Raw genomic sequence first — 25,186 nt, forward strand, 5'->3', positions numbered from 1 at the left:
CCGCACAAGGAAGGATCTTCACCAGCAATGGCCGACGAGAACACTCCCGTCACTCCTGAAGAGGGCGGCGTCATCGCCCAGCGTGTCGAGCCCGTAGGGCTCGAGACGGAGATGCAGCGCTCGTATCTCGACTACGCGATGTCCGTCATCGTCTCGCGTGCGCTGCCCGACGTGCGGGACGGGCTCAAGCCCGTCCACCGCCGCGTGCTGTACGCGATGTACGACGGCGGCTACCGCCCCGAGCGCGGCTTCTACAAGTGCGCCCGCGTCGTCGGCGACGTCATGGGCAACTACCACCCGCACGGCGACTCCTCGATCTACGACGCGCTGGTCCGCCTCGCGCAGCCGTGGTCGATGCGGATGCCGCTGGTGGACTCCAACGGTAACTTCGGCTCCCCGGGCAACGACCCGGCGGCGGCCATGCGGTACACCGAGTGCAAGATGGCGCCGCTGTCGATGGAGATGGTCCGCGACATCGACGAGGAGACCGTCGACTTCACGGACAACTACGACGGCCGCTCCCAGGAGCCGACCGTCCTGCCCTCCCGCTTCCCGAACCTGCTGATCAACGGCTCGGCGGGCATCGCGGTCGGCATGGCCACCAACATCCCGCCGCACAACCTGCGCGAGGTCGCGGCCGGCGCCCAGTGGTGCCTGGAGCACCCGGAGGCCCCCCAGGAGGAGCTCCTGGAGGCGCTGATCGAGCGCATCAAGGGCCCCGACTTCCCGACCGGCGCCCTGGTGGTGGGCCGCAAGGGCATCGAGGAGGCGTACCGCACGGGCCGCGGCTCGATCACCATGCGCGCGGTGGTCGCGGTCGAGGAGATCCAGAACCGCCAGTGCCTGGTGGTCACCGAGCTGCCCTACCAGACCAACCCGGACAACCTCGCGCAGAAGATCGCCGACCTGGTGAAGGACGGCAAGGTCGGCGGCATCGCCGACGTCCGCGACGAGACGTCCTCGCGCACCGGCCAGCGCCTGGTGATCGTCCTCAAGCGGGACGCGGTCGCCAAGGTCGTCCTGAACAACCTGTACAAGCACACCGATCTGCAGACCAACTTCGGCGCCAACATGCTGGCCCTGGTCGACGGTGTGCCGCGCACGCTCTCCCTGGACGCGTTCATCCGCCACTGGGTGACGCACCAGATCGAGGTCGTCGTCCGCCGGACCCGCTTCCGGCTGCGCAAGGCCGAGGAGCGGGCGCACATCCTGCGCGGTCTGCTCAAGGCGCTGGACGCGATCGACGAGGTCATCGCGTTGATCCGGCGCAGCGACACCGTCGAGATCGCGCGTGGCGGCCTGATGGGCCTCCTGGAGATCGACGAGATCCAGGCCAACGCCATCCTGGAGATGCAGCTCCGCCGGCTGGCCGCCCTGGAGCGCCAGAAGATCGTCCAGGAGCACGACGAGCTCCAGGCCAAGATCACCGAGTACAACGAGATCCTCGCCTCGCCGGTCCGCCAGCGCGGCATCGTCAGCGCGGAACTCGCCGCGATCGTCGAGAAGTACGGCGACGACCGGCAGACCAAGCTGGTGCCCTACGACGGCGACATGTCCATCGAGGACCTGATCGCCGAGGAGGACATCGTCGTCACGGTCACCCGCGGCGGCTACGTCAAGCGGACCAAGGCCGACGACTACCGGGCCCAGAAGCGCGGCGGCAAGGGGGTGCGCGGGGCGAAGCTGAAGGAGGACGACATCGTCGACCACTTCTTCGTCTCCACCACGCACCACTGGCTGCTGTTCTTCACCAACAAGGGCCGCGTGTACCGGGCCAAGGCCTACGAGCTGCCCGACGCCGGGCGCGACGCGCGCGGCCAGCACGTGGCGAACCTGCTCGCCTTCCAGCCGGACGAGGCGATCGCCGAGATCCTCGCCATCCGGGACTACGACGCCACGCCGTACCTGGTGCTCGCCACCAAGGGCGGTCTGGTCAAGAAGACGCCTCTGAAGGATTACGATTCGCCGCGTTCCGGTGGCGTCATCGCGATCAATCTGCGCGAGCGGGAGGACGGGAGCGACGACGAACTGATCGGAGCCGAACTCGTCTCTTCCGACGACGATCTGCTGCTGATCAGCAAGAAGGCCCAGTCGATCAGGTTCACCGCCACCGACGAGTCGCTGCGGCCCATGGGCCGGGCGACCTCCGGTGTCAAGGGAATGAGCTTCCGCGAGAGCGACGAGCTCCTCTCGATGAATGTTGTTCGACCCGGTACGTTCGTGTTCACTGCCACGGACGGCGGGTACGCGAAGCGGACCGCCGTGGACGAGTACCGCGTCCAGGGCCGCGGCGGTCTCGGCATCAAGGCTGCCAAGATCGTCGAGGACCGGGGGGAGCTCGTCGGCGCGCTGGTGGTCGAGGAGACCGACGAGATCCTCGCCATCACGCTGTCCGGCGGTGTGATTCGCACGCGAGTCAGCGGGGTCAGGGAGACGGGCCGTGACACCATGGGTGTCCAACTGATCAACCTGGGCAAGCGCGATGCCGTCGTCGGCATCGCTCGCAACGCCGAGGCGGGACGTGAGGCGGAGGAGGTCGACGGCGATGTGGCCGTCGACGAGACCGCCGAGGGTGCCGCGACCACCGGCACGGACGAGGGCGAGGCGCCCCCGGCCGAGTAGCACGAGGAGTGAGTCATCGTGAGCGGAGCCACGGGCGCCGGCTCGACCGGTACCCCTACGGGTACGGAAACGGACGGCGGCGGCCGTGGCTCCGCCGCGGATGCGGCCGACTCCCATGAGACTCATGGACCCCAGGGGGGAACTGTGACGGAGACCCGGGGTCCGGGGACCCAGCCGTACGCGACGGGCGGCGGGCGGGCGGGACAGTCCGGCGCCGCCGGAGCCGGTGTCGGCGCCGCCGGCAAGGGGAAGGGCGCGGGCCGGTCCGCGGGCGCCGGCGGCTCCGTGGAGCAGCCCGCTCCCGGCTCGCCGCTGCCGGGGGAACGGCAGCCGCAGCAAGGCGCCGACGGCCCCTACCACCCCCCGCAGGCCTACCAGACGCCCCCCGCGGGCGCCGTGCGCCGCCCGCGCACCGGTGCGAGCACCACGCCGCGCACCCGCAAGGCGCGGCTGCGCGTGTCGAGGGCCGACCCCTGGTCGGTGATGAAGGTCAGCTTCCTGCTCTCCATCGCGCTGGGCGTCTGCACGATCGTCGCCTCGGCGGTGCTGTGGATGGTCATGGACGCGATGGGCGTCTTCTCCACGGTCGGCGGCACGATCTCCGAGGCCACCGGCTCCAACGAGTCGAACGGGTTCGACCTCCAGGCCTATCTGTCCCTCCCGCACGTCCTGCTGTTCGCGGCGATCATCGCGGTCATCGACGTCGTCCTCGCGACGGCGCTCGCCACGCTGGGCGCCTTCATCTACAACCTCTCGGCGGGGTTCGTCGGCGGCATCGAGCTGACGCTGGCGGAGGACGAGTAGGCGGGACGTACCCGCACATCCGCGGCGGGGGCGGCCCTGGACAACGGATTTTGGGACTGCCCGCGTCGTGCGCTAATCTTCAGGAGTCAGCGCGCGGCACACCACCGCAGAGCGCGGCGGGGCTATAGCTCAGTTGGTTAGAGCGCATCCCTGATAAGGATGAGGCCACAGGTTCAAATCCTGTTAGCCCCACCAGCGAGAAGACCCCCGGTCCAATAGGGCCGGGGGTCTTTTGACACCCATGCTTGACACCAACGGCGGCGATCAGCCGATGAGCGGGTCTTCCAGAAGCTCGGCGAGCATGCCCACCGCTTCGCGCTCGCTGTCGCCTACGACGTGCGTGTACACGTCCATGGTCATGCTGATCTGACTGTGCCGGAGGATCGCTTGAGCCACTTTGGGATGCACTTTGAGGAAGGCGAGCAGGGTCCCGCACGTGTGCCGGGCGAGGCGGACCGTGATCCGGCGGACGCCGGCCCGCTTCACGAGGCGATCGAAGGTGCGGGAGAAGCCCACCGGATCGATCATGCCGCCGTGCTCCGAGGAGAAGACCAGGTCATGCCCCGGATCCTGCACCAGTGCCCACCGGCGATCTTCCGTTCCAACTCTTGCAGCTCCCGGCGCTCGCCCAGGACGCGGGCGCAGAACTCGGGGAGCGGGAGCACGGCCTGTGAGGACTCGGTCTTGAGGTCCTTGAGGACCAGGCCGACGCCCTTCTCTCGCTGCACCTGCTTGACCGGGGTGAAGTGGCCGGCCTCGAAGTCGATGTCCTGCCGGCGCAGGCCGAGCACCTCGCTGCGGCGGAGCCCGAGGACCAGGACGAGGACGCAGGCCGCGTGGAGCCGGTGGGCGCGGACCGACCGCAGGAACGCGATGGCCTCCCTGGCGTTCCACGCCGTGCCCTTGTCCTTGGTGACCTTGGGCATGTCGACCAGCAGCGCGACGTTGCGCGTGACCAGCTCCTCGCGCATGGCCCGGTTGAGTGCGTTGCGCAGGACGCGGAGGACCTCGAAGCGGGCCGAGGCGCCGACTTCCTCCCGCCTCAGCGTCGCCATGAAGGCGCGAATCTGCGCCGGGCCCGTGCCGCCACGTCGGACGAGGCGAAGAAGCTCCAGCTGCCACCGGGTGAACCGGGCGTCGAGCTGCATCGGACGACCTACACGGCGGCTGGCACTGTGGTGGAGTTCGCCATCGGGGTACACGCGGCATCGCGCTTCGCGTGGGAGTACGACTTCAAGGTGCCCGACTCGGCGAAGGACAAGGAAGACCGGCAGTGATCTCGACACAGGATTGGGCAGACGCCCGGCGCGTGTGGGACTACCACCAGATGGGCCACTCACCCCGCCCGTGCTCGGTTGCCATCGGACTCGGCAGCCACGACCTGGGCGTGGCCGACACGGCGGTGGACTTCTACAAGCGCGGCATGGCCCCCCTGCTCCTGTTCACCGGCGCCACCAGCCCCACGACGCGGGAACGCATGCCCCGCGGGGAAGCCGTCCACTACCGGGAACGAGCGCTCGAACTCGGTGTTCCGGGCACGGCCATTCTCGTAGAGCCGCGCGCCCGCAACACAGGCGAGAACATCCGGTTCTCACGAGAGCTGTTGGAGAAGGCCGGCGTCAAGGTGTCCTCGGTACTCCTGATCAGCAAGCCGTACGAGGAGCGCCGAGCGTACGCAACCGCACGCAAGCTCTGGCCCGAAGTCGAGGTCATCAGCGCTTCCGCCCCGATGACGTTCGAGCAGTACGCCGACTCCATCGGTGACGCCCGCCTAGTGATCGACATGCTTGTCGGTGCGGTGCAACGGCTGATGGTCTACCCGGAGCAGGGATTCATGATCAGCCAGCCAGTACCTGCCGACATCATCGAGGCGTACGAGCGCCTACGCCAAGCAGGCTTCACGAGCCGACTCGTGACCACCGATGTGCCTTCGGCTTGACCCGGGCGAGGGCGGGAGCTGTTACAGGTTTCTCTACCTCATGCGGGGGATCGGCCGGCACCAGGATGGAGGGGGCACCGCCGCCGACTGCGGGTCCGTGGGTGGCGTGCGTAGTGGGCTCCCATCCCGTCCACCGTCGACCCAGGCGGAGCCGAGCAGACACGGCACATGGCGTCCAGGTCGTTCGTACAGTGGCGCGCTCCACCTGGACGCCATGAACCACGCCTGCTCCACGGTGTGTGGGTCGACGGCGGACGGGGTGGGAGCTGGGGAGGATGGTTGGTTAAGACCGGAGGAGAAGGTCTCCGGCCAGGGGTTGGGTGGACCACGTTGCCTTCGAGGCAGCAGCCCCGCAGACTGTGTAGATCAAAGGGGGCCACAGGATGGCTCCGTCATGAATGGGGGCCTCATGAGCGCCATTGTTTCCTTGGCGGTTGTGTTCGCAGCCGTGATCGGTGGCTGCTTGATCGCGCTTCGGCGTAGAGGCGGCACGGGAGAGCGCGGGGCACTGGAGCGTGGGGCTGCAAGCCATGAATTCGCACGAGGGCTGGGCACAGTGAGCACTCCCGGTCAGACCATCGGACCCTTTGGGTTGTAAATCGCAGCCCAGATCAGAACTGGTCTTGCCGGACGAGACAAGCCCTTGTCAAGACCGACTGCGGCGGCTGACACCAACAAGCGCGAACGGCAGCGGTCGAAACCGAACCCCACTGAACGATCGGCCGAGGCACGGGGGCGATTGGACGACGTTGGCAAACCCCTGCGATCGACCTGATAAGGATGAGGCCACAGGTTCAGATCCTGTTAGCCCCACCAGCGAGAAGACCCCCAGTCGGTAACGGCTGGGGGTCTTCCGCGTTCTGGATGACAGCGTTCACGTGTGACGTCGATACGGCTGACATCGCGGGCGCCCCCCGATCGCCCTGCCGAGCCGGTTGGCATGCCGCCGTGGTCCGTGGGGAATCACTCGCGCGTTCGGATCTTCGAGGGGGCAGCACCCGGTGCATCGGTACATGGCGGCGCAACTGTCGTCATCCGAGACGTACTTCCGGGCGGCGGCCTTCTGTCCGGCGTGGCAGTGGCGCTCATCGTGGTCGGTCGTCACCGGCGCCGTACAGGGCGCGGCGTCGCCGGCCCGGACAGGCCAGTGCGGGTGGGCGATGTCCTGCTCCCCGAAGCGCCGTCCAGCAGGAGCAAGCGGCTGCCAGCAGGAGCAAGCGGCTAGGGGCCGGCTGTACCTCTGCTTCGGCTGGTCGCTGGTCCTGGGCGTGGTCGTCGACCTGATCAACCGCATCAGGGCAGTGCCCTGGCGGAAAACGGAACGCGAAGACCCCCGACCGGTGTGGTCGGGGTCTTCGCGGGGCTGTGCGGTCCGTGGGTGGCTGGTGGGGCGGGTGGTGCTGTCGGGTCGTGGGCGGCGGTCGAGCGGGTTGCTCAGCGCTGCAGGGGGTGGCGGGGGCGGACGGGCGGGGCGGCGGCAGCCGGTGGGGTCGCGTGTGCGGCGGGGGGCTCGGCGGAGCGGAGAGCGGTGGAGGCATGGGCCGTGGCGGTGTCGCAGGCGGGGGCGTCGAAGGCCGTGGCGTCGGTGGGGCGGTGGCGGCGGCAGGACGGGGAGGAACCGTGCGCCTCGGCGCGGATGCGTTGCTTCATCGTGGGGGGCAGGGACCTGTCCCAGGTTTTGGGTGGGAGCGCCGGCTGCGGTGCCGGGGCGACCGCCGTCGTGGCGCCGGTGTTGCGCGCCGGCTCGCTGCGGGGTACGGACGCGGCGGCGGTCGTCGTGATCAGTCCGAGGGTCGTGCACAGCGCCAGGAAGGCGGTGACGACGGCGGTCCACAGCTTCATGACCGTGGTGCGGGCCATGGCCCCTCACTTTCGGGTCGGGCGATTTGCGTACTTTGCTCATGATGTGTATGCGGATCGCGAAGTGGGGGACCGACGCCCGTGGCGCGTTGATCGTCGGATGAACACCACCCGTTCGGCGGCGCGGGGACCGGAATGTTCCTCGAAAGGCCGGAAAGAGACCGGATATGGGCGGCCGATGCAGGTCACCGATCGATATCGGTCGGTGTGTATAGTCGGGCGCCAGAGGTCCCCTACGTCAAGGAAAGACGAGGTCGCGCGGTGAAGAAGCTTCTCCTGGTCGCACTGGCCGCCATCGGCGGGCTCCTCGTGTACCGCCAGATCCAGGCGGATCGCGCCGAGCAGGATCTGTGGACGGAGGCGACCGACTCCGTGCCCACGGGTTCGTGAGGAGCAGTACCCAGTACTGACCCGCAGCAGTCGTACGACGGACAGCAGTCGTGAACAGGCCCCGACCGCCGACGCGGTCGGGGTTTTGTGTGTGGGCGGGCGGCACCCCGGGGGAGCGTTTCGGCCGCTTGTGCGAAATGCGGGAGTGACCGGCGGCCGCGCGGGGCAGGATGGGCGGCGGTCCGGGGCCACGGCGGGGCGCGACGACGAGGGGGCGTGGGATGCGGCGGCGTACGGAGACGGGGCTGCCCGGGCGGCCCCCGGTCCGCCGGCGCCCCGGGGTGTCGGCCGCCCTCTGCACGGTCGTGACCGTCGCCCTGTGCGCGGCGGGCCCTTACTCCGCCGCGGATGCCTCCGCAACAGGTGTATCGACAAGCGCTGTTGACGTGGTGCCGGGAGCTGCGGACGGCTCGTACCCGTATGCCTTCGGGGAGGACGACCGGGAGATCAAGGGCGCCTCCGTTGCCGGGGACGCCGCCCGCCTGGACCCCGGTGGCACCTACCGCGGCACCCTGCCCGACGGCGCCACGCTCCTCTACCGCCTCGACCTCGACGCCACCACGAACGCCTACGTCTCCGCCACCGCCGCCCCCCGGCCGGGCGCCCGGGTCGCCTCCGCGGACGGTCTGCGGGTCTCCGTGCAGGACGCCGACGGGCACCTCTGCTCCACCGGCACCGTGCACTTCGGCCCCACCCGCAGCGCCCACCCCGTCGCCGCCTGGGCCGGGCGGGAGACCGGTGAGGGCGGCTCGTACCTGTGCCGGGGGGCCGGGACGTACTACGCGCTCGTCGAGCGGCGCGGGGCAGCCGGTGTGTCCGGCGCCTCGTCCTCCTCCGGCGACTGGGACCTGGAACTCGACTACGTGACCGAGCCCGGGCCCCGGGGAACCGGCGACACCGCGCCCGGGACCTGGAACTCCGCCGCCCCCGAACCTCTGTCCGGCGATCCGGTACGGCGGGTCGGCGGCGCCGGGTTCGCCGCCGCCCGCGCCCTCGAACAGGGGGTCTGGGAGGACGACGTACGGCCCGGGCAGACGCGCTTCTACAAGGTGCCCGTCGACTGGGGGCAGCAGCTCTACGCCACCGCCGAACTCGCCGACGGCACGGGCGGCGGCGACGACGGCGGCGACGGCGGCGGCTTCGTCGGCACCGCGCTCACGATGTCCCTGTACAACCCGGTGCGCGGCCGGGTCGACGACGCGGAGACCGGCTACGGCGGTGAGCGGTCCACGACCTCCCTGCGACCGCTGCCGCCGGTGGCGTACGAGAACCGGTACGCCTCCGAGGACCGGATCGGCGCGATGAGGTTCGCGGGCTGGTACTACCTGGCGGTGCACCTCGGCACCCCGGTCGCGGACCGGTTCGGCGACGGGCCGTTCGGGCTGACGCTGCGGATACGGGTGAGCGGCACCGCCCGCTCGGGGCCGGTGTACATGGGGCGGTCCGCGCCGGGCGGAGTCTTCGAGGTCACCGCGGGGACGCGGCGGGAGGCGGTGGCCGGGACGGGCGGGGGTCCGGGCGACGGCAGTGGCGGTGGCGGCGGCCCGGGGAGCGGCGCGATGAAACTGGTCGCCGCGGGGGGACTGGGCACGGGCAGTCTGCTGGTCCTGTGGCTCGGCCTGTGGACCCTGCTGAGCCGTCGTCGTCGTCCTCGTCGGACGGGCTGAACCCCGTTCCCCTTTCCCCGGTCCGCCCGCCCCGCGTCCGGTTCTCGTACGGGTCGGACATGGGTCGGACATGGGTCGGACGCGGATCAGATGCGTGCCAGGGCCCAGAAGCCGACCGCGTAGCAGACGAGCGCGAGGAACAGCACCGGCACGGTTATCCGGGCGGGCGGGCCGGGGCGACGGGCCGCCCGCCGGCCGTGCCGTACGGGGCCCCTGCCCGCCGGAGGCCGCTCGGCCGGCGGGGCCAGTACGGCGCTGGGGGCGCCCACCACGACGCCGTACGCCTGGTGCACGGTCCCCGCACCTGTCACGCCGGCCGTGCCGCCCGCTCCGGCCGTCGGCGCGGGCGGCGTGCTCCCGGGCGTGGGGACGTACGTCGGCTCCGGGGCCCTGGGCGCCGGTTCCGGTACGTGCGGCCGGGGTTGCGGGGGAGGGAGGTGGAAGCTGCCGGTGTCGGACATGCCGCTCGCCCGCGGGGGCCGCGACGGGGGCGGGAGAGTCGGGTCGGGCGCCTCGGCGGGAGGCGGTGGCACCTGCCGCGCCGCCGGGTCCGGCGTCGCCGCCGGTGGAGCGGTCACGTCCGCCGCCCCGGGGACGGGCAGCCGGGGCGGCGGCAGGGGCGGCAACGGCGGCACGAGGGGGCGGGCGGGCGCCGGCGCGCTCGCGGTGGACCCCGGGCCCGAGCCGGCGGACCCTCCAGCCCCTGCGCCCAGGGCCCCCGAGCCACTGCCCCCGCCCGCAGGCGTCCTCCCGCTGAGGCGTTCCGCCCCGCCCGTCGGCGTCGTCCTGCCGCGCCGTCCCGCTCCGCCCGTCGGTCCCTGCGGGCCGAACCCGTCCGGCAGCGGTCCCAGTTGGTCGAAGATCTCGATCTGCTCGTCGGGGCCGTCGTCGCCCGGCGCGGGCAGCAGCTCCACCGCCGCCGCGAGGGCCTTGCGTGCCCCTGTGGCCGTACGGAACCGTGCCGAGGGGTCGGGCTGGAGGAGGCCCGCCACGACCTGCCACAGCGGGTCGGGGACGCCTCGGGGGGCGCTCGGTGTGCCGTGCGCGATGAAGTGCTCCACGAGCGCCTGGGCGTCGGGTCTGGCGCCCTGGAGGAGATACAGCGCGACCAGGCCCACGGCGAACAGGTCGGCGGGGAAGTCCGGTTCGCTGCCCAGCACCTGCTCGGGCGCGAGGTAGCCCGGGGTCCCGACGACGTAGTCCGCCTCCGTCAGCCGCGGCTCGCCGAGCCGCATCGCGATGCCGAAGTCGGACAGCCGCAGCCGGGGGCGGCCGGTGCCGGTCGCCTCCAGCAGCACGTTGGCGGGCTTGATGTCACGGTGGATGACGTGCTCGGCGTGCACCGCGGCCAGCCCGGACAGCAGCTGGTCGAGGAGCGTGCAGACGAACGCGGGCGGCAGCGGGCCGTAGTCGCCCACGAGGTGGACGAGGGAGCCGCCGGCGACGAGGTCCATGGTGAACAGGACCTTGTCGTCGTCCGCGGCCCAGCTCGCCGGCGCGAGCACGTGCGGGTGGTCGATGCGCAGTGCCTGCTCCCGCACGAAGCGCAGCAGCGCGTGGGCGTCGCGCTGCTGCAGCACCTTGGCGGCCACGTACCGGCGTCGCCGGTGGTCCCAGGCGCGCCAGACCGCGCCGACTCCCCCGCGACCGATCGGGTCGGCCAGTTCGTACCGTCCGGCGAAGACCTCACCCATGACTGCGCGACGCGCTCCCTTCGGCCCGGCCCGCCGTCGGCGTGGCGGCCGGGCCGACGGCGTCAGTTCTGATGGGACTGGTAGTGGGCGACCGCGTCGGAGGTGCGTCCGGCGCCGTACACCCGGAGGAACTCTGCCAGCTCGGGGTGGGTCGGGGCGAGGGTGTCGGCCGCTTCTATGATGTCGCCCGCGGCGGCCACCGAGCGCAGCAGCGACTGGATCTCGCGCACCACCCGCTTGACCGTGGGAGCACCGGAACCGCTCGTCGACTGCGCGGTGTTGCTGAGCACGGAGCCCCCTTGTGATTTCTTGATCTCCTCCATCCGTTCGGTCGCCTCCGCGGCGCTCACACTGCCGTCCACGACCTGCCCCGCCAGGTCCTGCAGCAGCTGCACCCGCTGGACCACCGCCGGATTGCCGATCTTGGCCCGCTGACCGCTCATCAGCTGCGACAGCATCGGTGCGGACAGGCCCAGTACGCCCGCGAGCCGTGCCTGATTGAGGCCGAGATCGTCGATGAGCCTACGGAAGAGCGCCCCCAACGGCTCCCCGTACCAGTTCCGCTGAAGCTCCCGCGCTCTGGCGGTGGCTTCTTGTTGTGCGGCGTCCATTGCGTCTCCCCATCGCGCTTCCCCAAGGACTGCGGTTCGCTACAGCGAACCTCGCCGAGCATCTTACGGAGCGTGGTCGTTTCCGGGGACCCCCCTCTTTTTTGCGGGATACCCGGGGTGACCCGGTACTCTGGTCCCCGGCGCCCGTCGGCAGGTGTGATCCGGCGGCCGGTCGCCACCCCTCCGGGGCCTTAGCTCAGTTGGTAGAGCGCTGTCTTTGCATGGCAGATGTCAGGGGTTCGACTCCCCTAGGCTCCACATCCGGTACCGGCCGGCTGCCCTTTCGGGCAGCCGGCCGGTTTTTTCGTGCCCTCCCCGTCACGTCCCGCGAGCACGGTTTGCTTTATTTGCGCAAAGGGATGGGGTGTCGACGGGGGCCGACCGGTCGGTCCGGCCGGAGCGTCGCCGTACCTGGGTCGCGGCGGGGTTCGGCTCACGCTGTGTGAGCTGGATCGACGTCGGGCGCGTAACCAGAAGGGAGCACTCCGTTAGTGGAGCCGGTGTGGAACTCTCGCACTTGGGGCGTTGCAAACGTCATCGCGCAGGAGAGGCGTAAACGGTCCGTGCGCGGGGCGTGGTCCCACGTGGAACAGCGACAGGGGTGTGGGGCGGAGACCAGGAAGTCTCCGCCCCACACCCCTGTCGAAGGAGCGGCCGGGGCCGGTTCACGCGCGGTCGTCGCGGTCCGAAGCCTCCTCCTCCGCCTGCTTGGCCTGGACCTCCGGGTCGAGCACGGACTTGCCGCTGCCGTCGACCGCCGTCAGCGGACCACCGGCCGGCACCTCGGTCGCGGCGGGCGGCTCGACCAGCCAGTCGGGGTTGGCCTGCTTGTCCCACCACTTCCAGGCGGCGACCGCGCCGCCGGCCAGGACGCCCGCCACCAGCAGACCCTTGGCCACCCGGCCGGCCCGGGAGCGCCGCTGCTGCCTGCGGATCAGCCGCTGGAGCTCCTGGGACGACACCTGGCCGCGCAGGGCGGCCAGGACCGCGGCGGAGCGGGCCGCGGCCTCCTCGCGCACGGGGCCGGTCGCGGCCATCGCCTGCTCGATGCGCGGCCGCGAGTAGTCGGCGGCCTGCCGGGCGGCCTTGCGGGTACGCACGGCCGCCTCCTGCGCCGCCTGGTCGACCTTCGGCGGCACATGGGTGAGAGCCTGTTCGAGACGCGGCGCGAGCTGGGCCTTGTACTGATGACGGGCCTGTTCGGCGGCGCGGGAGACCTTCGGCGCGAGCCGTACGCGGGCCTCGGTCGTGTAGTGCGCGGCCTTCACCTTGGCCGTGTCGGCGTAGGGCGCCACCACTTCCGCGGCGTGCAGCACGCTGTCCTTCGCCGAACCGGTCGCGGCGCGCACGCTGTCGATGCGGGTCACGGGTTCCTCCTCCTCGGTGGCGTACGGTAATTCGACTTTCCACCCTTTTACGGATCATGCCTGTGCGGAGGCAGCCAGGCATGCGAAGGCGGGCATCCGGGTCACGTTGGACGGCCGTCGGACAAGCGGAAGACGGGCGGAAGACGGCCGGGGGCGGCGTACGCGGGGCACCGGACGTGCGAGGATCGGACGCGCACAGGAAGACGACGGAAGGCACATCGTGGCCGAGCAGCTCTACGCCACCTTGAAGACCAGCCTCGGCGACATCGAGGTCCGGCTGCTGCCGAACCACGCGCCCCGGACGGTGCGGAACTTCGTCGAGCTCGCCACGGGGGAGCGCGAGTGGACCAACCCCGTCACCGGCGAGAAGTCGGCGGACCGGCTCTACGACGGCACGGTCTTCCACCGTGTGATGAGCGGATTCATGATCCAGGGCGGTGACCCCCTGGGCAACGGCACCGGCGATCCCGGGTACCAGTTCGACGACGAGTTCCACCCGGACCTGTCGTTCAACAAGCCGTATCTGATGGCCATGGCGAATGCCGGGCCGAACACCAACGGGTCCCAGTTCTTCATCACCGTGTCCCCGACGACCTGGCTGACCCGCAAGCACACCATCTTCGGCGAGGTCGTCGATCCGGCCGGACAGAAGGTCGTGGACGCCATCGCCCTCACCCCGGTGAACCCCCGCACCAACCGTCCGGTCGACGACATCGTCCTGGAGACCGTCGTCGTCGAGACCCGCCCGTCCTGAGACCGTCGGTACCCTTTCCACACCGGCCCCTTCCAGTACCAGCCCCTCTCGGCACCGGGCCTTCCCGACATCGACCCTCTCGGTACCGGCCGCGCGGACAACCGGCGTGAACAGGCCGGTGGACACCGGCCGTGAACATCGGGGAACCAAGCGCCCCGCCCGTCCGTAGAGTCCGTAGGATCGCGGGTCCGCGGACGTCGCCGGGGTAGCGGTGACAGCGAGGCCGCGGGGGCGGGGTACGCCGTCGTACGGAGGAAGAAGAAGGGGACCGGCATGGACCACGCGCCAGGCAGCCCGCAGGGGCCGCGCGAGGAGAACCCGCACGGTTCCTCGGAGCTGCCCGTCTGTTACCGGCACCCCGCCCGCGAGACGGGGATCCGCTGCACCCGCTGCGAGCGCCCCATCTGCCCCGAGTGCATGGTCGACGCCTCCGTCGGCTTCCAGTGCCCGGACTGCGCCAACCGCGGTTCCGGCACCGGACACCCGCACTCGGCCGCCCGCCCCCGCACCCTCGCGGGCGGCACGGTCACCGCCGACCCGAACCTGGTCACCAAGGTGCTGATCGGGCTCAACCTCGCCCTCTTCCTGGTCCAGCAGAGCCTCGGCGACGACTTCACCCACCGCTTCGAACTGCTCGGCCGGGCCTCGTACACCGGCTACAGCCCGCTCGAAGGGATCGCGGAGGGCCAGTACTACCGGCTGCTGACCGCGATGTTCCTGCACGGCGGCTACACGCACGTCATCTTCAACATGCTGTCCCTGTGGTGGCTCGGTGCCCCGCTGGAGAAGGCCCTCGGCCGCTCCCGCTTCCTCGCGCTCTACCTGGTCTCGGGGCTGGCCGGCAGCGCGCTCAGTTATCTGACCGCAGCACCCACCCAGCCCTCGCTGGGCGCCTCCGGCGCGATCTTCGGCCTGTTCGGCGCCATCGCGGTCCTCGTGCGCCGGCTCAACTACGACATGCGCCCGGTGCTCGCCCTGCTGACGATCAACCTGATCATCACGTTCGCCTGGCCCGGCATCGCCTGGCAGGCGCACATCGGCGGTCTCGTGGCCGGTGTCGTGATCGGTTACGCCATGGTGCATGCACCGCGTGAGCGCCGCGCGTCGATCCAGTACGGCACGTGCGCGCTGGTGCTGGCGGTCGTGATCGTCATGACGGTGGTCAGAACCGCGCAGCTCACCTGAGCTGTCGCGCCCCGGCGGCCGGACCCCGGGGGGCGGGCGGACCGGGTGACGGGGGCCGGGTTGTACCCAGCCTTGTCCACAGCGAGTGGCGAATCCTGTGCGGTCCGTGGAGAACAACCGCGACCCCTGTCACCGAACGGAGTTTCCGCAGGTGAGCCAGGGGGCGAACAAGTTTCCGACTTCCGGTGTGTCTGTCACACCGGCGTCAACGGCCGATGAGTTATCCACAGATCGTCGTTCTTTTTCCACTGGTCGCCGAACCTGTGGAAAACTCTGTGGACAACGTCACTTCCACTGGGTGGAGACGCCGAACCCGGCGGCGATGAACCCGAAGCCGACCACGATGTTCCAGTTGTCGAGCGCGTCGATCGGCAGGGACCCGTCGGTGACGTAGAAGACGACGATCCACGCCAGGCCGATGACGAACATGGCCAGCATGACGGGTGCGACCCAACTGCGGTTGGTCAGCTTGATGCTGGCCGCCTGCCTCGACGACGGGGGCGGCGTGTAGTCGGCCTTCTTGCGGATACGTGACTTCGGCACGAGGGTCTCTCCTGTCGATGCGCTGCGTGGCCGCGCAGGGAAACTGGGGCAGGCCCGGAGCAGCGTACAAGGGGACGTACAAGGTCACCCCAACGCTCCCCCAGGCGTCCGTTAGCGTAGTGCTTCCACGGCGTCCAAGGAGATAAGGGTACGTTGAGCAATTCGGCCGACTCTCCCGAATCCGGTTCCGGCACCCCCGGAACGGGCCCCTCCGCGCCCTCCGATGCTCCCCCTCCCGGCCCCACCGGTTCGTCCCCCTCCCCCCGCCCGCGCCGTTTCCCCCCGGTCCGCGTGCTCACGGTGGGCGTCTTCGCGCTCGCCGGGCTCCTCTTCTTCACCAGCTTCAACACGGCCAAGGGCACCAACATCCGCACCGACGCCTCGCTGCTGAAGCTCTCCGACCTCATCCAGGAGCGCAGCCAGAAGAACGGACGCCTCGACGAGTCCAACGGCCGGCTCCGCGACGACGTCGAGTCCCTTGCCAAGCGCACCGCCGGCGGCGACTTTGAGGCGGACACGGCCCGGTTGTCCGCGCTGGAGAAGAACGCCGGCACCCGCCCGCTCAAGGGCGGCGCCGTCACCGTCACCCTCGACGACGCCCCGCCCAACGCCACGGCCAAGCTGCCCGGCTACCCCGAGCCGCAGCCCGACTACCTGGTCATCCACCAGCAGGACCTCCAGGCCGTCGTCAACGCGCTGTGGAAGGGCGGGGCCAAGGGGATCAAGGTCATGGACCAGCGGCTGATCGGCACCAGCGCGGTGCGCTGCGTGGGCAACACGCTGATCCTCCAGGGCCGCGTCTACTCGCCCCCCTACAAGATCAGCGCGGTCGGCGACCCGGAGAAGCTCCAGGACGCTCTCGCCGCCTCCCCCGCCATCCAGAACTACATGGTCTACGTCAACGTCTACGGGCTCGGCTGGAAGGTGACCGAGGACGGAACCGTCACGCTGCCCGGCTACACGGGCACGGTGGACCTGCACTACGCCCGGCCAGTGGAGTGACACCGGCGCCGTAAAAACCGTGCCCGGCGGCGGTGAAGTGATCCCGAGGCCCGGAAACCCGGAGCCCCGCGCCGTTAGTCTGGTGCCGTGCGGCGTGAGTCCGGTGCCGTGATACGAGGGAAGGGACGGCATGTACGGCTGGATCTGGCGGCATCTGCCGGGAAACGCGTGGGTGCGGGCGTTCCTCTCACTCGTACTGATCCTGGCCGTGGTCTACGTCCTGTTCCAGTACGTCTTCCCCTGGGCCGAGCCGCTGCTGCCCTTCAACGATGTGACGGTGGACAACCAGTGAGCGCGCGGATTCTCGTCGTCGACAACTACGACAGCTTCGTCTTCAACCTCGTGCAGTACCTGTACCAGCTCGGCGCGGAGTGCGAGGTGCTGCGCAACGACGAGGTGTCCACCGCGCACGCGCAGGACGGCTTCGACGGCGTGCTGCTCTCGCCCGGCCCCGGCAGGCCCGAGGAGGCCGGGGTGTGCGTGGACATGGTCCGGCACTGCGCAGCGACCGGGGTGCCGGTCTTCGGGGTCTGTCTCGGCATGCAGTCGATGCAGGTCGCGTACGGCGGTGTGGTGGACCGCGCGCCGGAACTCCTGCACGGCAAGACCTCGCAGGTCGAGCACGGCGGCACGGGGGTCTTCGCGGGGCTGCCGTCGCCGTTCACCGCGACGCGCTACCACTCGCTGGCCGCCGAGCCGACGACGGTCCCGGCCGTGCTGGAGGTCACCGCCCGCACCCAGGACGGCATCGTGATGGGCCTGCGGCACCGCGAACTCCCCGTCGAGGGCGTGCAGTTCCACCCGGAGTCGGTGCTCACCGAGCACGGCCACCGGATGCTGGCCAACTGGCTGGCGGAGTGCGGGGACGGGGCGGCCGTGGCGAGGTCGGCGGGGCTCGCCCCGGTGGTGGGCAGGGCCACGGCGTGACCGCGCTGCGCCCCGAGCGGGACACCGGCGCCGCGAGCGGCGCCGGTCCGCAGGGTTCCCCGTACGGGGCGGGGCAGCAGCAGCGGTGGTACGGGGACGGGGCGGCCCAGGGGGCCCACGACGGCACGGCGGTGCTGCCGCCGTACGCCGACGATACGGCGGTGCTGCCGCCGTACGCCCAAGACAACACGGGCAGCACGGACAGCACGGCGCTCCTGCCTCCGTACGCCGCCGACGGAACGGCCCCGCTGCCGCCGTACGGCACGCCGCCCGGTTCCGCCGGTGGCCCGCCGTACGGCGGGCCCGGATCCGGCGTCCCGGGGCCGGCCGCGCACGGCAGGGCCGCCGAGTATCCGGACCCGGCGGGGTACACCGGCGCCGGCCACGGAGGCTCGCCGCGCCGGGACGCCCCGGCCGCGTACGGCGGCCCGCTGCCCGCCGAGCAGCAGGCCGTCTCCCCAGGCGGCGCGCCCGGCGCCCCCGGAAACGCGATGCCCTTCGATCCGTCGGCCGCCTACGACACGTCGGCCGCCTACGGCGCACACGGCGTCCCCGGAGCCGCCGATGCCGCGTACGGGGCCCGGCGGGGTGGTCCCGCGGCCGGGGGCGCCCCGCGCAGTCGCCCCGCGCGGCACGGGCGGCCGGTGGACGGCCCGCCGGAGTCGCCCGTGAACGCCCACGTGCGGGCACCGGACGGGACGCCGGGGGCTCCCGAGGCCCCTGGGACGGCGGGGACGTCGACGGCGGCCGGGGAGAGCCTCCGGACGGCCGGTGGAAGCGACGAGACCATGGCGTTGGGGCCCTCCGCCGTCGCCGAGGCGCGACGCAGGGCCGCCGTGGTCGGCGGTACCCCCGTCGGAACCCGGGCGGAGCGGCGCAAGGCGGCGAAGCGGCACGGCCGACGCCCGGGGCACGGCACCGCCGGGCAGCCGGTCGCGAGCCGCGACGGCGGAGGCGAGGGCGAGGGTGCCGCACCGCGCTCCCGGGTCGAGTCGCGCCGCGCCGCGCGGGCACGGCGGCCGGGACCGGCCGTGGTGGTGAGCCGGGCCGTGGGCGAGCTGTTCATCACCGCCGGCGTGCTGATGCTGCTGTTCGTCACCTACCAGCTCTGGTGGTCGAACGTGCGCGCGCACAAGGAGGCGGGCAGCGCCGCGAAACACCTCCAGCAGGACTGGGCCAGCGGCAAGCGCGCCCCCGGCGAGTTCGAGCCCGGCCAGGGCTTCGCCATCCTGCACATCCCCAGGCTGGACGTCGTCGCCCCCATCGCCGAGGGCACCAGCAAGACGAACGTGCTGGACAAGGGCATGGTCGGCCACTACGGCGAGGGCACGCTGAAGACCGCGATGCCCGACGCGAAGACCGGCAACTTCGGGCTCGCCGCCCACCGCAACACCCACGGTGAACCGTTCCGCTACATCAACCGCCTCAAGCCGGGCGACCCGATCGTGGTGGAGACGCAGGACACCTACTTCGTGTACAAGATGGCCTCGGTGCTCCCGGTGACCTCCCCCTCGAACACCGCGGTCCTCGACCCCGTCCCCGCGGGTTCGGGTTTCACCGGGCCGGGCCGCTACATCACACTGACCACGTGCACACCGGAGTTCACCAGCAAGTACCGCCTGGTGGTCTGGGGAAAGATGGTCGAGGAACGGCCGCGCGGCGACGGCAAGCCGGACGCGCTCGTGCAGTAGTTCGTCGGTCGGCTCGTCCGTCGGCGGCGGCCCGTCCAGTAGCGTGTGCGCGCCAGCAGGACGTACGCAGACGGAACAGACGGAACAGACGGGGCGGATGCAGTGGGAACGACGACCGGCCGCGACGAGGGGACCGACGTGCCGTCAACCGGACCGGACCCGGCCCCGGACGCGAACTCCGGTACGGGGGGCGGTGACCGGCGCCGCCGGCGCGGGGGCGGACCGATCGCCACCGCGGTCGGCGTGTTCGGTGAACTCCTCATCACCGGCGGCCTGGTGCTCGGCCTGTTCGTCGTCTACTCGCTGTGGTGGACCAATGTGATAGCGGACCGTCAGGCGGACAGGCGTGCCGACAAGGTCCGCCACAACTGGGAGGCCTCCGAGCCCGGCGGCAAGGGACCGGGCGCCCTGGACACCGGGGACGGCATCGGGTTCCTGCACGTGCCGTCGATGAAGAACGGCGAGGTGCTGGTCCGCAGGGGCACGGCCACGGACATCCTCAACGGCGGTGTGGCCGGCTACTACACGGACCCCGTCAAGGCGACCCTGCCGACCACCGACAAGACCGGCAACTTCACGCTGGCCGCGCACCGGGACGGGCACGGGGCGAAGTTCCACAACATAGACAAGGTGGAGAAGGGCGACCCGGTCGTCTTCGAGACGAAGGACGACTGGTACGTCTACAAGGTCTTCGCGATCCTGCCCGAGACGTCGAAGTACAACGTCAAGGTCCTCGGCTCCGTGCCGGAGCAGGCGGGCGTGAAAAAGCCGGGCCACTACATCACGCTGACCACCTGCACCCCGGTCTACACCTCCCGGTACCGCTACGTGGTCTGGGGCAAGCTGATCCGCGTGGACAAGGTCGACGCCGACCGCACCCCGCCGAAGGAACTCGACTGAGCTGAGCCACCTCCACCGGCCTCCGGCAACAGGCGACACAGGAAGGCCCTGGCACCCGGGAGCGGGTGCCAGGGCCTTCCTCGTGGTGCGGAGCCGGAGGGAGGTCAGTCCTCCGTGCGGAACGCCGTGCCGGTGGCTCCGCCGAAGAAGCCGCCGTTCCCGCCGCCGTTGTCACCGCCGCCGTTGTTGCCCCCGCCCCCGCCGCCTCCGGCGGTGGTCAGGTTGACGACCGAGCCCTTGTCGACGGTGTTGCCCTGGCCGGGGTCGGACTGGAACACGAACGAGTTGTCGTCCTGGGAGCCGGTGACCGTCCCCACCGTCAGACCGGCGCCCTGCAGAGCCGCCTTGGCGTCCCTCAGCTTCTTCCCCAGGATGTTCGGCACCTGGACCTGTTCCTGCTTCTTCGCCTTGCCGATCTGGACGGTGACCGTCGACCCCTTGTCGGCCTGCGAACCCGCCTGCGGCGAGGTCTGGATCACCTTGCCGACCTTCGAGGGGTCGTCGGTATCGACCTCGGTGCAGTTGCCGGTGAGGTCGTTGTCCTGGAGCTGCTGCTTGGCCGCGTCACAGCTCTGGCCGGTGACGTCCGGGACCGTGGACTTCGACTCGGCCTTGGCGACCGTCAGGGTGATCGTGGAGCCCTTCTGCACCTCGGTGCCGAGGGCCGGGTCCTGGTCGAGGACCGTGTTCGGCTGCTCGGAGGACTCCTTGGTCTTCGTCTTCACGTTGAACTGGTACTTGTCGCCCTCGAGCTTCGTCGTGGCCTCGTCGAGGTCGTCGCCGACCACGCTCGGCACCGCCACCTTGGGCGCGCCCGTGGAGACCACCACGTCGATGGTGTCGCCCTTCTTGGCGTCCGACTTGGGGTCCGGGCTCTGCGAGCAGATGTTGCCCTTGGGCTGGTCGTCGCAGGGTTTCTTGGTGGTGGCCAGCTTCAGATCGGTGTTGTCGGCCTGCCGCCGGGCGTCACCGAGCGTCTGCCCGACGAAGTTCGGAACGGTCACGCTGTCGTCGTTCGCGCCGTCACCGGTGAACAGGTACTTGCCGATGAGGATCGCGCCGATCAGCACCAGCACACCGGCCACGACCAGCAGGATCGTCGAGGTGTTCGACTTCTTCTGGCGGCGCCGGTCGGGGCGGTCGTCGTAGCCGTAGCCGCCGTCGTCCGGGTTGACCGGCGGCAGCATCGTCGTCGCGGGGGCCTGGTCCGTGCGCAGGGCGGTGGTGGCCTGGTCGTCGCCGTAGCCGGCGTAGCCGACCGAGCCCATCGTGGCGGTGGCCGCGACGGGCTGGCCGTCGAGGCAGGCCTCGATGTCGGCGCGCATCTCGTCGGCCGACTGGTAGCGGTAGTCGGGGTCCTTCATCAGGGCCCGCAGCACGATCGCGTCCATCTCGGGCGTGATCTCGGGGTCGAAGACGCTCGGCGCCTGCGGCTCCTCGCGCACGTGCTGGTAGGCGACCGCGACCGGGGAGTCGCCGACGAACGGCGGACGGACCGTGAGCAGCTCGTAGAGCAGACAGCCGGTGGAGTACAGGTCGGAGCGCGCGTCGACCTGCTCGCCCTTGGCCTGCTCCGGGGAGAGGTACTGGGCGGTGCCGATGACGGCCGCGGTCTGCGTCATCGTCATGCCGGAGTCGCCCATCGCGCGGGCGATGCCGAAGTCCATCACCTTGACCTGGCCGGTCCGGGTGAGCATGACGTTGGCGGGCTTGATGTCGCGGTGCACGATGCCGTTGCGGTGGGCGTACTCCAGGCCCTGGAGGATGCCGATGGTCATCTCCATGGACCGCTCGGGCAGCAGCTTGCGCCCGCTGTGCAGCAGTTCACGCAGGGTCGAACCGTCGACGTACTCCATGACGATGTACGGGATCGAGACCTGGTCGACGTAGTCCTCGCCCGTGTCGTAGACCGCGACGATCGCGGGATGGTTGAGCGAGGCGGCCGACTGGGCCTCCCGGCGGAACCGGGCCTGGAACGACGGATCGCGCGCGAGGTCCGCCCGCAGCGTCTTCACCGCCACGGTGCGGCCGAGCCGGGTGTCGTGCGCGAGGTAGACCTCGGCCATGCCACCACGGCCGAGCACCTGGCCCAGCTCGTACCGGCCGCCGAGGCGACGCGGCTCTTCCATGGTTACCTACCAGCCCTCTCCGTCGGTCCCGACCACACCCGCGTGCGGTGAGGCGGTGTGCTGCCGGGCCTACGGTACCCGGCTCGCTCTGTGTGACCTGGCCACTCCCGGCACCCGATACCGGACCGGTATCGCAACGTGCGCCGATGTGAAGGGGACGTGACGGGGGTCACTTCTTGCTGTTGATGACCGCCTGCATCACATTCTTCGCGATCGGCGCGGCCAGACCGCCACCGGAGATGTCGTCACGGTTGGCGTCCTCGTCCTCGACCACGACGGCCACGGCGACCGGCTTGCTGCCGTCGGGCATCTTGGCGTACGAGATGAACCAGGCGTACGGCTTCTCGCTGTTGTCGACGCCGTGCTGCGCGGTACCGGTCTTGCCGCCGACGGTGGCGCCGTCGATCTTCGCGTTGGTGCCGGTGCCCTTCTCGACGACGGTCTCCATCATCGACTGCAGGACCTGGGCGTTCTTCTCGCTGAGCGGCCGGCTCATCTCCTCCGGGTCGGTCTGCGACATCACGTCCAGGTTGGGCGCCTGCAGCTTGTCGACCATGTACGGCTTCATCAGCTTGCCGTCGTTGGCGACCGCGGAGGCGACCATGGCCATCTGCAGCGGGGTCGCGGCCGTCTCGAACTGGCCGATCGAGCTGAGCGCGGTCTGCGGCCGGTCCATCTTGGTGGGGAAGACGGAGGCGTTGGAGCGGGTCGGCGTGAACTGCTCCTCGTTGAAGCCGAACTTCTCGGCCTCGCTCGCCATCTTGTCCTTGCCGAGGTCGACACCGATCTTGCCGAAGACGGTGTTGCAGGAGTACTGCAGCGCGACGCGCATGGTGGCGTCCTTGCAGGGGATGCTGCCCTCGTTCTTCAGCTCGGTCCTGGTGTCCGGCAGGGTGTACGGCAGCGGCGAGTCGGTCTTCTGGTCCGCGGAGTCGTACAGCCCGTTCTCCAGCGCGGCGGCGGCGGTGACCACCTTGAAGGTCGAACCCGGCGGGTAGGTCTCGCGCAGCGCCCGGTTGAGCATCGGCTCGGCCGGGTTGTTCTTCTTCAGCAGCTTGCTCCACGCCTTGCTGTCGGAGTCGCGGTTGCCGGCGAAGGACGAGGGGTCGTACGACGGGTAGGACGCCAGGGCGAGGATCGCGCCGGTCTCCGGGTCCAGGGCGACGGCGGCGCCCTTGCCGCCGACCTTCGAGAGGCCCTGGTAGGCGGCCTTCTGCGCGGCGGCGTTGAGGGTGGTGACGACGTTGCCGCCCTGCTTCTTCTTGCCCGTGATCATGTCGAGCGTGTTGCGGAAGAAGAGCCGGTCGTCGTCGCCGGTGAGCCAGTCGTCGTCGATGGACTCCAGCTGCGTGGCGCCGAACGCCTGCGAGGCGAAGCCGGTCACGGGCGACCACATGGCGCCGTTCTTGTACGTGCGCTTGTACTCGAAGTCGTTGTAGCTGTCCCCCGAGGTCTTGGCCGACCCGGTGATCGGGGAGCCCCCGACGATGATGTTGCCGCGCGGGGTGGCGTACCGGGCAATGGCCACCCGGCGGTTGAGGGTGTCGTCCTTGAGGCTGTCGGCCTTGACGTACTGGAGCCAGTTGTCGCGGAGAAGCAGCGTGAGGATCAGCAACCCGCAGAAGATCGCGATACGGCGCAGGGGCTTGTTCACGGGCGGACCACCTGGGTCATCTCGGCGTCGGGGTTGGGGGCGGGGGCCGGGGCCGGGCGGCGCGCGGTGTCGCTGATGCGCAGCAGGATGCCGATCAGGGCCCAGTTGGCGATGACGGAGGAACCTCCGTAGGCCAGGAAGGGCATCGTCATACCGGTCAGCGGGATGAGCCCCATGACACCGCCGGCGACGACGAAGACCTGCAGCGCGAAGGCGCCGGACAGGCCGACGGCGAGCAGCTTGCCGAACGGGTCGCGGGCGGCCAGGGCGGTCCGCACGCCGCGCTCCACGATCAGCCCGTAGAGCAGCAGGATCGCCATGAGGCCGGCCAGCCCCATCTCCTCGCCGAAGGTGGCGAGGATGAAGTCGGAGTTGGCGGCGAACTTGATCAGGTCCGAGTTGCCCTGGCCGAGCCCGGTGCCCAGCGTGCCGCCGGAGCCGAAGGCCCACAGGGCCTCCATGGACTGCTCGGAGTGGCCGACCACGCCCTGCTGGCTGAGCTTGTACTCGTGCAGCGGGTTCAGCCAGGCCTGGACGCGCTGCTGGACGTGCGGCTCGAAGGAGGCGACGCCGACCGCGCCGACGGCGGACATCAGCAGGCCGAAGACGATCCAGCTGGTGCGCTCGGTGGCCACGTACAGCATGACGACGAACATGCCGAAGAACAGCAGCGAGGAACCGAGGTCGGTCTCGAAGACCAGGACCAGGATGGAGATGATCCAGACGACGACGATCGGGCCGAGGTCACGGCCGCGGGGCAGGTACAGGCCCATGAAACGGCGGCTGGCCAGGGCGAGCGCGTCCCGCTTCACCATCAGGTAGCCGGCGAAGAAGATCGACAGCACGATCTTGGCGAACTCGCCGGGCTGGAGGGTGCCCAGGCCCGGGATGGAGATCCAGATCTTCGCGCCGTAGACGTTGGCGCCGAGGCCCGGGACGAGCGGCAGCACCAGCAGGACCAGCGCGCCCACCATGGAGATGTAGGTGTAGCGCTGCAGGACGCGGTGGTCCTTGAGGAAGACCAGCACGGCCACGAACAGGGCGATGCCCAGGGCCGTGTAGAGGAGCTGTCTGGGGGCCGCGGACACGAAGGTGGGCAGTGCCTGCAGCCGCTTGGACTGGTCCAGACGCCAGATGACGACCAGGCCGAGCCCGTTGAGGAGCGTGGCCACCGGCAGCATCAGCGGGTCCGCGTACGGGGCGAACTTGCGCACCGCCAGATGGCCGACGCCGGCCAGCAGACCGAGGCCGAGGCCGTAGGCGAGCAGGCCGGGCGGCACCTGGTCGTTGATGGCGAGACCGACGTTGGCGTAGGCGAACACCGGGATGGCGACCGCGAACAGCAGCAGCGCCAGTTCGGTGTTGCGGCGGCTCGGCGTGCCGATCGAGCCGATCGTGGACGTGTGGTGCGTCGACGTGTTGGTAGTACTGCTCATCGTGTGACAGG

At 70.5% G+C, this 25,186-nt stretch carries 22 protein-coding genes, 2 tRNA genes and 1 pseudogene; 15 read left to right on the forward strand and 10 right to left on the reverse strand.

Annotated features, from left to right (window positions below; translation table 11 throughout):
- Positions 1–27: 27 nt before the first annotated feature.
- The 3 genes from gyrA (at position 28) to QFZ64_RS17900 (ending at position 3,621) form a co-directional block, all read left to right on the forward strand.
- On the forward strand, positions 28–2,622 hold the full coding sequence (gene gyrA / locus QFZ64_RS17890) for a DNA gyrase subunit A (protein WP_307066918.1): 2,595 nt from the start codon (positions 28–30) through the stop codon (positions 2,620–2,622).
- 18 nt (positions 2,623–2,640) lie between these two features.
- Positions 2,641–3,426 carry a DUF3566 domain-containing protein gene (locus QFZ64_RS17895; protein WP_307066920.1) on the forward strand — a complete coding sequence of 262 codons (786 nt, stop codon included), beginning with the start codon at positions 2,641–2,643 and terminating at the stop codon, positions 3,424–3,426.
- A gap of 118 nt (positions 3,427–3,544) precedes the next feature.
- Positions 3,545–3,621: transfer RNA gene (locus QFZ64_RS17900), tRNA-Ile, on the forward strand.
- A gap of 69 nt (positions 3,622–3,690) precedes the next feature.
- On the opposite strand, the gene QFZ64_RS17905 is transcribed toward QFZ64_RS17900, so the two are convergent.
- Entirely contained in the window at positions 3,691–3,954 is a 264-nt protein-coding gene (locus tag QFZ64_RS17905) for a tyrosine-type recombinase/integrase (RefSeq protein ID WP_307066922.1), read from the reverse strand.
- Complete coding sequence (locus QFZ64_RS17910; protein WP_307071981.1) at positions 3,951–4,574, reverse strand: hypothetical protein; 624 nt, start codon at positions 4,572–4,574, stop codon at positions 3,951–3,953. Before QFZ64_RS17910 ends, QFZ64_RS17905 begins: the two co-directional genes overlap by 4 nt.
- On the opposite strand from QFZ64_RS17910, the pseudogene QFZ64_RS17915 reads away from it, so the two are divergent.
- Positions 4,503–4,703 (forward strand): annotated as a pseudogene (locus tag QFZ64_RS17915) (UTRA domain-containing protein); the annotation flags it as partial. The gene QFZ64_RS17910 and the pseudogene QFZ64_RS17915 overlap by 72 nt on opposite strands.
- Positions 4,700–5,365, forward strand: coding sequence for a YdcF family protein (locus tag QFZ64_RS17920; protein WP_307066924.1), 666 nt, complete (start codon positions 4,700–4,702; stop codon positions 5,363–5,365). The pseudogene QFZ64_RS17915 and the gene QFZ64_RS17920, both read left to right, overlap by 4 nt.
- Before the next feature lie 1,434 nt (positions 5,366–6,799).
- Here the strand turns inward: QFZ64_RS17920 and QFZ64_RS17925 are convergent.
- Complete coding sequence (locus tag QFZ64_RS17925) at positions 6,800–7,225, reverse strand: DUF6344 domain-containing protein (RefSeq protein ID WP_307066926.1); 426 nt, start codon at positions 7,223–7,225, stop codon at positions 6,800–6,802.
- 261 nt (positions 7,226–7,486) lie between these two features.
- Here QFZ64_RS17925 and QFZ64_RS17930 point away from each other — a divergent pair, with 261 nt between their 5' ends.
- Together QFZ64_RS17930 and QFZ64_RS17935 are read left to right on the forward strand one after the other, a co-directional pair.
- The gene (locus tag QFZ64_RS17930; RefSeq protein ID WP_003999697.1) at positions 7,487–7,615 is read left to right on the forward strand and encodes a DLW-39 family protein; all 129 of its coding nucleotides are present in this window, start codon (positions 7,487–7,489) and stop codon (positions 7,613–7,615) included.
- 386 nt (positions 7,616–8,001) lie between these two features.
- Entirely contained in the window at positions 8,002–9,282 is a 1,281-nt protein-coding gene (locus tag QFZ64_RS17935; protein WP_307066928.1) for a hypothetical protein, read from the forward strand.
- A gap of 86 nt (positions 9,283–9,368) precedes the next feature.
- Here the strand turns inward: QFZ64_RS17935 and QFZ64_RS17940 are convergent, their stop codons facing one another.
- Both QFZ64_RS17940 and QFZ64_RS17945 read right to left on the reverse strand, forming a co-directional pair.
- A complete protein-coding gene (locus tag QFZ64_RS17940; protein ID WP_307066930.1) occupies positions 9,369–10,976 on the reverse strand; it encodes a serine/threonine-protein kinase in 1,608 nt (535 codons plus the stop codon).
- Between the two features lie 62 nt (positions 10,977–11,038).
- Positions 11,039–11,587 (reverse strand): DNA-binding protein, encoded by a 549-nt coding sequence (locus QFZ64_RS17945; RefSeq protein WP_307066932.1) that lies wholly within the window; start codon positions 11,585–11,587, stop codon positions 11,039–11,041.
- Between the two features lie 185 nt (positions 11,588–11,772).
- On the opposite strand from QFZ64_RS17945, the gene QFZ64_RS17950 reads away from it, so the two are divergent.
- Positions 11,773–11,845: transfer RNA gene (locus QFZ64_RS17950), tRNA-Ala, on the forward strand.
- A gap of 407 nt (positions 11,846–12,252) precedes the next feature.
- Here QFZ64_RS17950 and QFZ64_RS17955 read toward each other — a convergent pair.
- Complete coding sequence (locus QFZ64_RS17955) at positions 12,253–12,954, reverse strand: DUF5324 family protein (protein WP_307066933.1); 702 nt, start codon at positions 12,952–12,954, stop codon at positions 12,253–12,255.
- A gap of 220 nt (positions 12,955–13,174) precedes the next feature.
- Here QFZ64_RS17955 and QFZ64_RS17960 point away from each other — a divergent pair, with 220 nt between their 5' ends.
- Both QFZ64_RS17960 and QFZ64_RS17965 read left to right on the forward strand, forming a co-directional pair.
- On the forward strand, positions 13,175–13,708 hold the full coding sequence (locus QFZ64_RS17960; protein ID WP_307066934.1) for a peptidylprolyl isomerase: 534 nt from the start codon (positions 13,175–13,177) through the stop codon (positions 13,706–13,708).
- 273 nt (positions 13,709–13,981) lie between these two features.
- A complete protein-coding gene (locus tag QFZ64_RS17965; RefSeq protein ID WP_307066935.1) occupies positions 13,982–14,893 on the forward strand; it encodes a rhomboid family intramembrane serine protease in 912 nt (303 codons plus the stop codon).
- 285 nt (positions 14,894–15,178) lie between these two features.
- Here the strand turns inward: QFZ64_RS17965 and crgA are convergent, their stop codons facing one another.
- Positions 15,179–15,436 (reverse strand): cell division protein CrgA, encoded by a 258-nt coding sequence (gene crgA / locus QFZ64_RS17970; RefSeq protein ID WP_307066936.1) that lies wholly within the window; start codon positions 15,434–15,436, stop codon positions 15,179–15,181.
- Positions 15,437–15,589: 153 nt separating this feature from the next.
- Between crgA and QFZ64_RS17975 the strand changes: the two genes are divergently transcribed.
- The 5 genes from QFZ64_RS17975 (at position 15,590) to QFZ64_RS17995 (ending at position 19,956) form a co-directional block, all read left to right on the forward strand.
- Positions 15,590–16,438, forward strand: coding sequence for a DUF881 domain-containing protein (locus tag QFZ64_RS17975; protein WP_307066937.1), 849 nt, complete (start codon positions 15,590–15,592; stop codon positions 16,436–16,438).
- 130 nt (positions 16,439–16,568) lie between these two features.
- Positions 16,569–16,730: a hypothetical protein gene (locus tag QFZ64_RS17980; protein ID WP_006141276.1), complete on the forward strand. Its 162-nt coding sequence runs from the start codon at positions 16,569–16,571 to the stop codon at positions 16,728–16,730.
- Entirely contained in the window at positions 16,727–17,365 is a 639-nt protein-coding gene (locus tag QFZ64_RS17985; protein WP_307066940.1) for an aminodeoxychorismate/anthranilate synthase component II, read from the forward strand. Before QFZ64_RS17980 ends, QFZ64_RS17985 begins: the two co-directional genes overlap by 4 nt.
- A 491-nt stretch (positions 17,366–17,856) precedes the next feature.
- Positions 17,857–19,056, forward strand: coding sequence for a class E sortase (locus QFZ64_RS17990; protein WP_307071750.1), 1,200 nt, complete (start codon positions 17,857–17,859; stop codon positions 19,054–19,056).
- Positions 19,057–19,194: 138 nt separating this feature from the next.
- The gene (locus QFZ64_RS17995; RefSeq protein WP_373430625.1) at positions 19,195–19,956 is read left to right on the forward strand and encodes a class E sortase; all 762 of its coding nucleotides are present in this window, start codon (positions 19,195–19,197) and stop codon (positions 19,954–19,956) included.
- A gap of 104 nt (positions 19,957–20,060) precedes the next feature.
- On the opposite strand, the gene pknB is transcribed toward QFZ64_RS17995, so the two are convergent.
- The 3 genes from pknB to QFZ64_RS18010 form a co-directional block, all read right to left on the reverse strand.
- A complete protein-coding gene (gene pknB, locus QFZ64_RS18000) occupies positions 20,061–22,085 on the reverse strand; it encodes a Stk1 family PASTA domain-containing Ser/Thr kinase (protein ID WP_307066942.1) in 2,025 nt (674 codons plus the stop codon).
- A 169-nt stretch (positions 22,086–22,254) separates the two neighbouring features.
- Positions 22,255–23,739, reverse strand: coding sequence for a penicillin-binding protein 2 (locus tag QFZ64_RS18005; RefSeq protein WP_307066944.1), 1,485 nt, complete (start codon positions 23,737–23,739; stop codon positions 22,255–22,257).
- Entirely contained in the window at positions 23,736–25,175 is a 1,440-nt protein-coding gene (locus tag QFZ64_RS18010) for an FtsW/RodA/SpoVE family cell cycle protein (protein ID WP_307066947.1), read from the reverse strand. Before QFZ64_RS18010 ends, QFZ64_RS18005 begins: the two co-directional genes overlap by 4 nt.
- Positions 25,176–25,186 lie beyond the last annotated feature (11 nt).

This window comes from Streptomyces sp. B3I8, from assembly GCF_030816915.1.
Taxonomy (GTDB): Bacteria; Actinomycetota; Actinomycetes; order Streptomycetales; family Streptomycetaceae; genus Streptomyces.

Excerpts from the sequence above, each read along its gene's own strand:
- gyrA (WP_307066918.1), top strand. The coding sequence starts at position 28 with ATGGCCGACGAGAACACTCCCGTCACTCCTGAAGAGGGCGGCGTCATC.
- QFZ64_RS17905 (WP_307066922.1), bottom strand. The coding sequence starts at position 3,954 with ATGATCGATCCGGTGGGCTTCTCCCGCACCTTCGATCGCCTCGTGAAG.
- QFZ64_RS17910 (WP_307071981.1), bottom strand. The coding sequence starts at position 4,574 with ATGCAGCTCGACGCCCGGTTCACCCGGTGGCAGCTGGAGCTTCTTCGC.
- QFZ64_RS17925 (WP_307066926.1), bottom strand. The coding sequence starts at position 7,225 with ATGGCCCGCACCACGGTCATGAAGCTGTGGACCGCCGTCGTCACCGCC.
- QFZ64_RS17940 (WP_307066930.1), bottom strand. The coding sequence starts at position 10,976 with ATGGGTGAGGTCTTCGCCGGACGGTACGAACTGGCCGACCCGATCGGT.
- QFZ64_RS17945 (WP_307066932.1), bottom strand. The coding sequence starts at position 11,587 with ATGGACGCCGCACAACAAGAAGCCACCGCCAGAGCGCGGGAGCTTCAG.
- QFZ64_RS17965 (WP_307066935.1), top strand. The coding sequence starts at position 13,982 with ATGGACCACGCGCCAGGCAGCCCGCAGGGGCCGCGCGAGGAGAACCCG.
- QFZ64_RS17980 (WP_006141276.1), top strand. The coding sequence starts at position 16,569 with ATGTACGGCTGGATCTGGCGGCATCTGCCGGGAAACGCGTGGGTGCGG.
- QFZ64_RS17990 (WP_307071750.1), top strand. The coding sequence starts at position 17,857 with ATGCCCTTCGATCCGTCGGCCGCCTACGACACGTCGGCCGCCTACGGC.
- pknB (WP_307066942.1), bottom strand. The coding sequence starts at position 22,085 with ATGGAAGAGCCGCGTCGCCTCGGCGGCCGGTACGAGCTGGGCCAGGTG.
- QFZ64_RS18010 (WP_307066947.1), bottom strand. The coding sequence starts at position 25,175 with ATGAGCAGTACTACCAACACGTCGACGCACCACACGTCCACGATCGGC.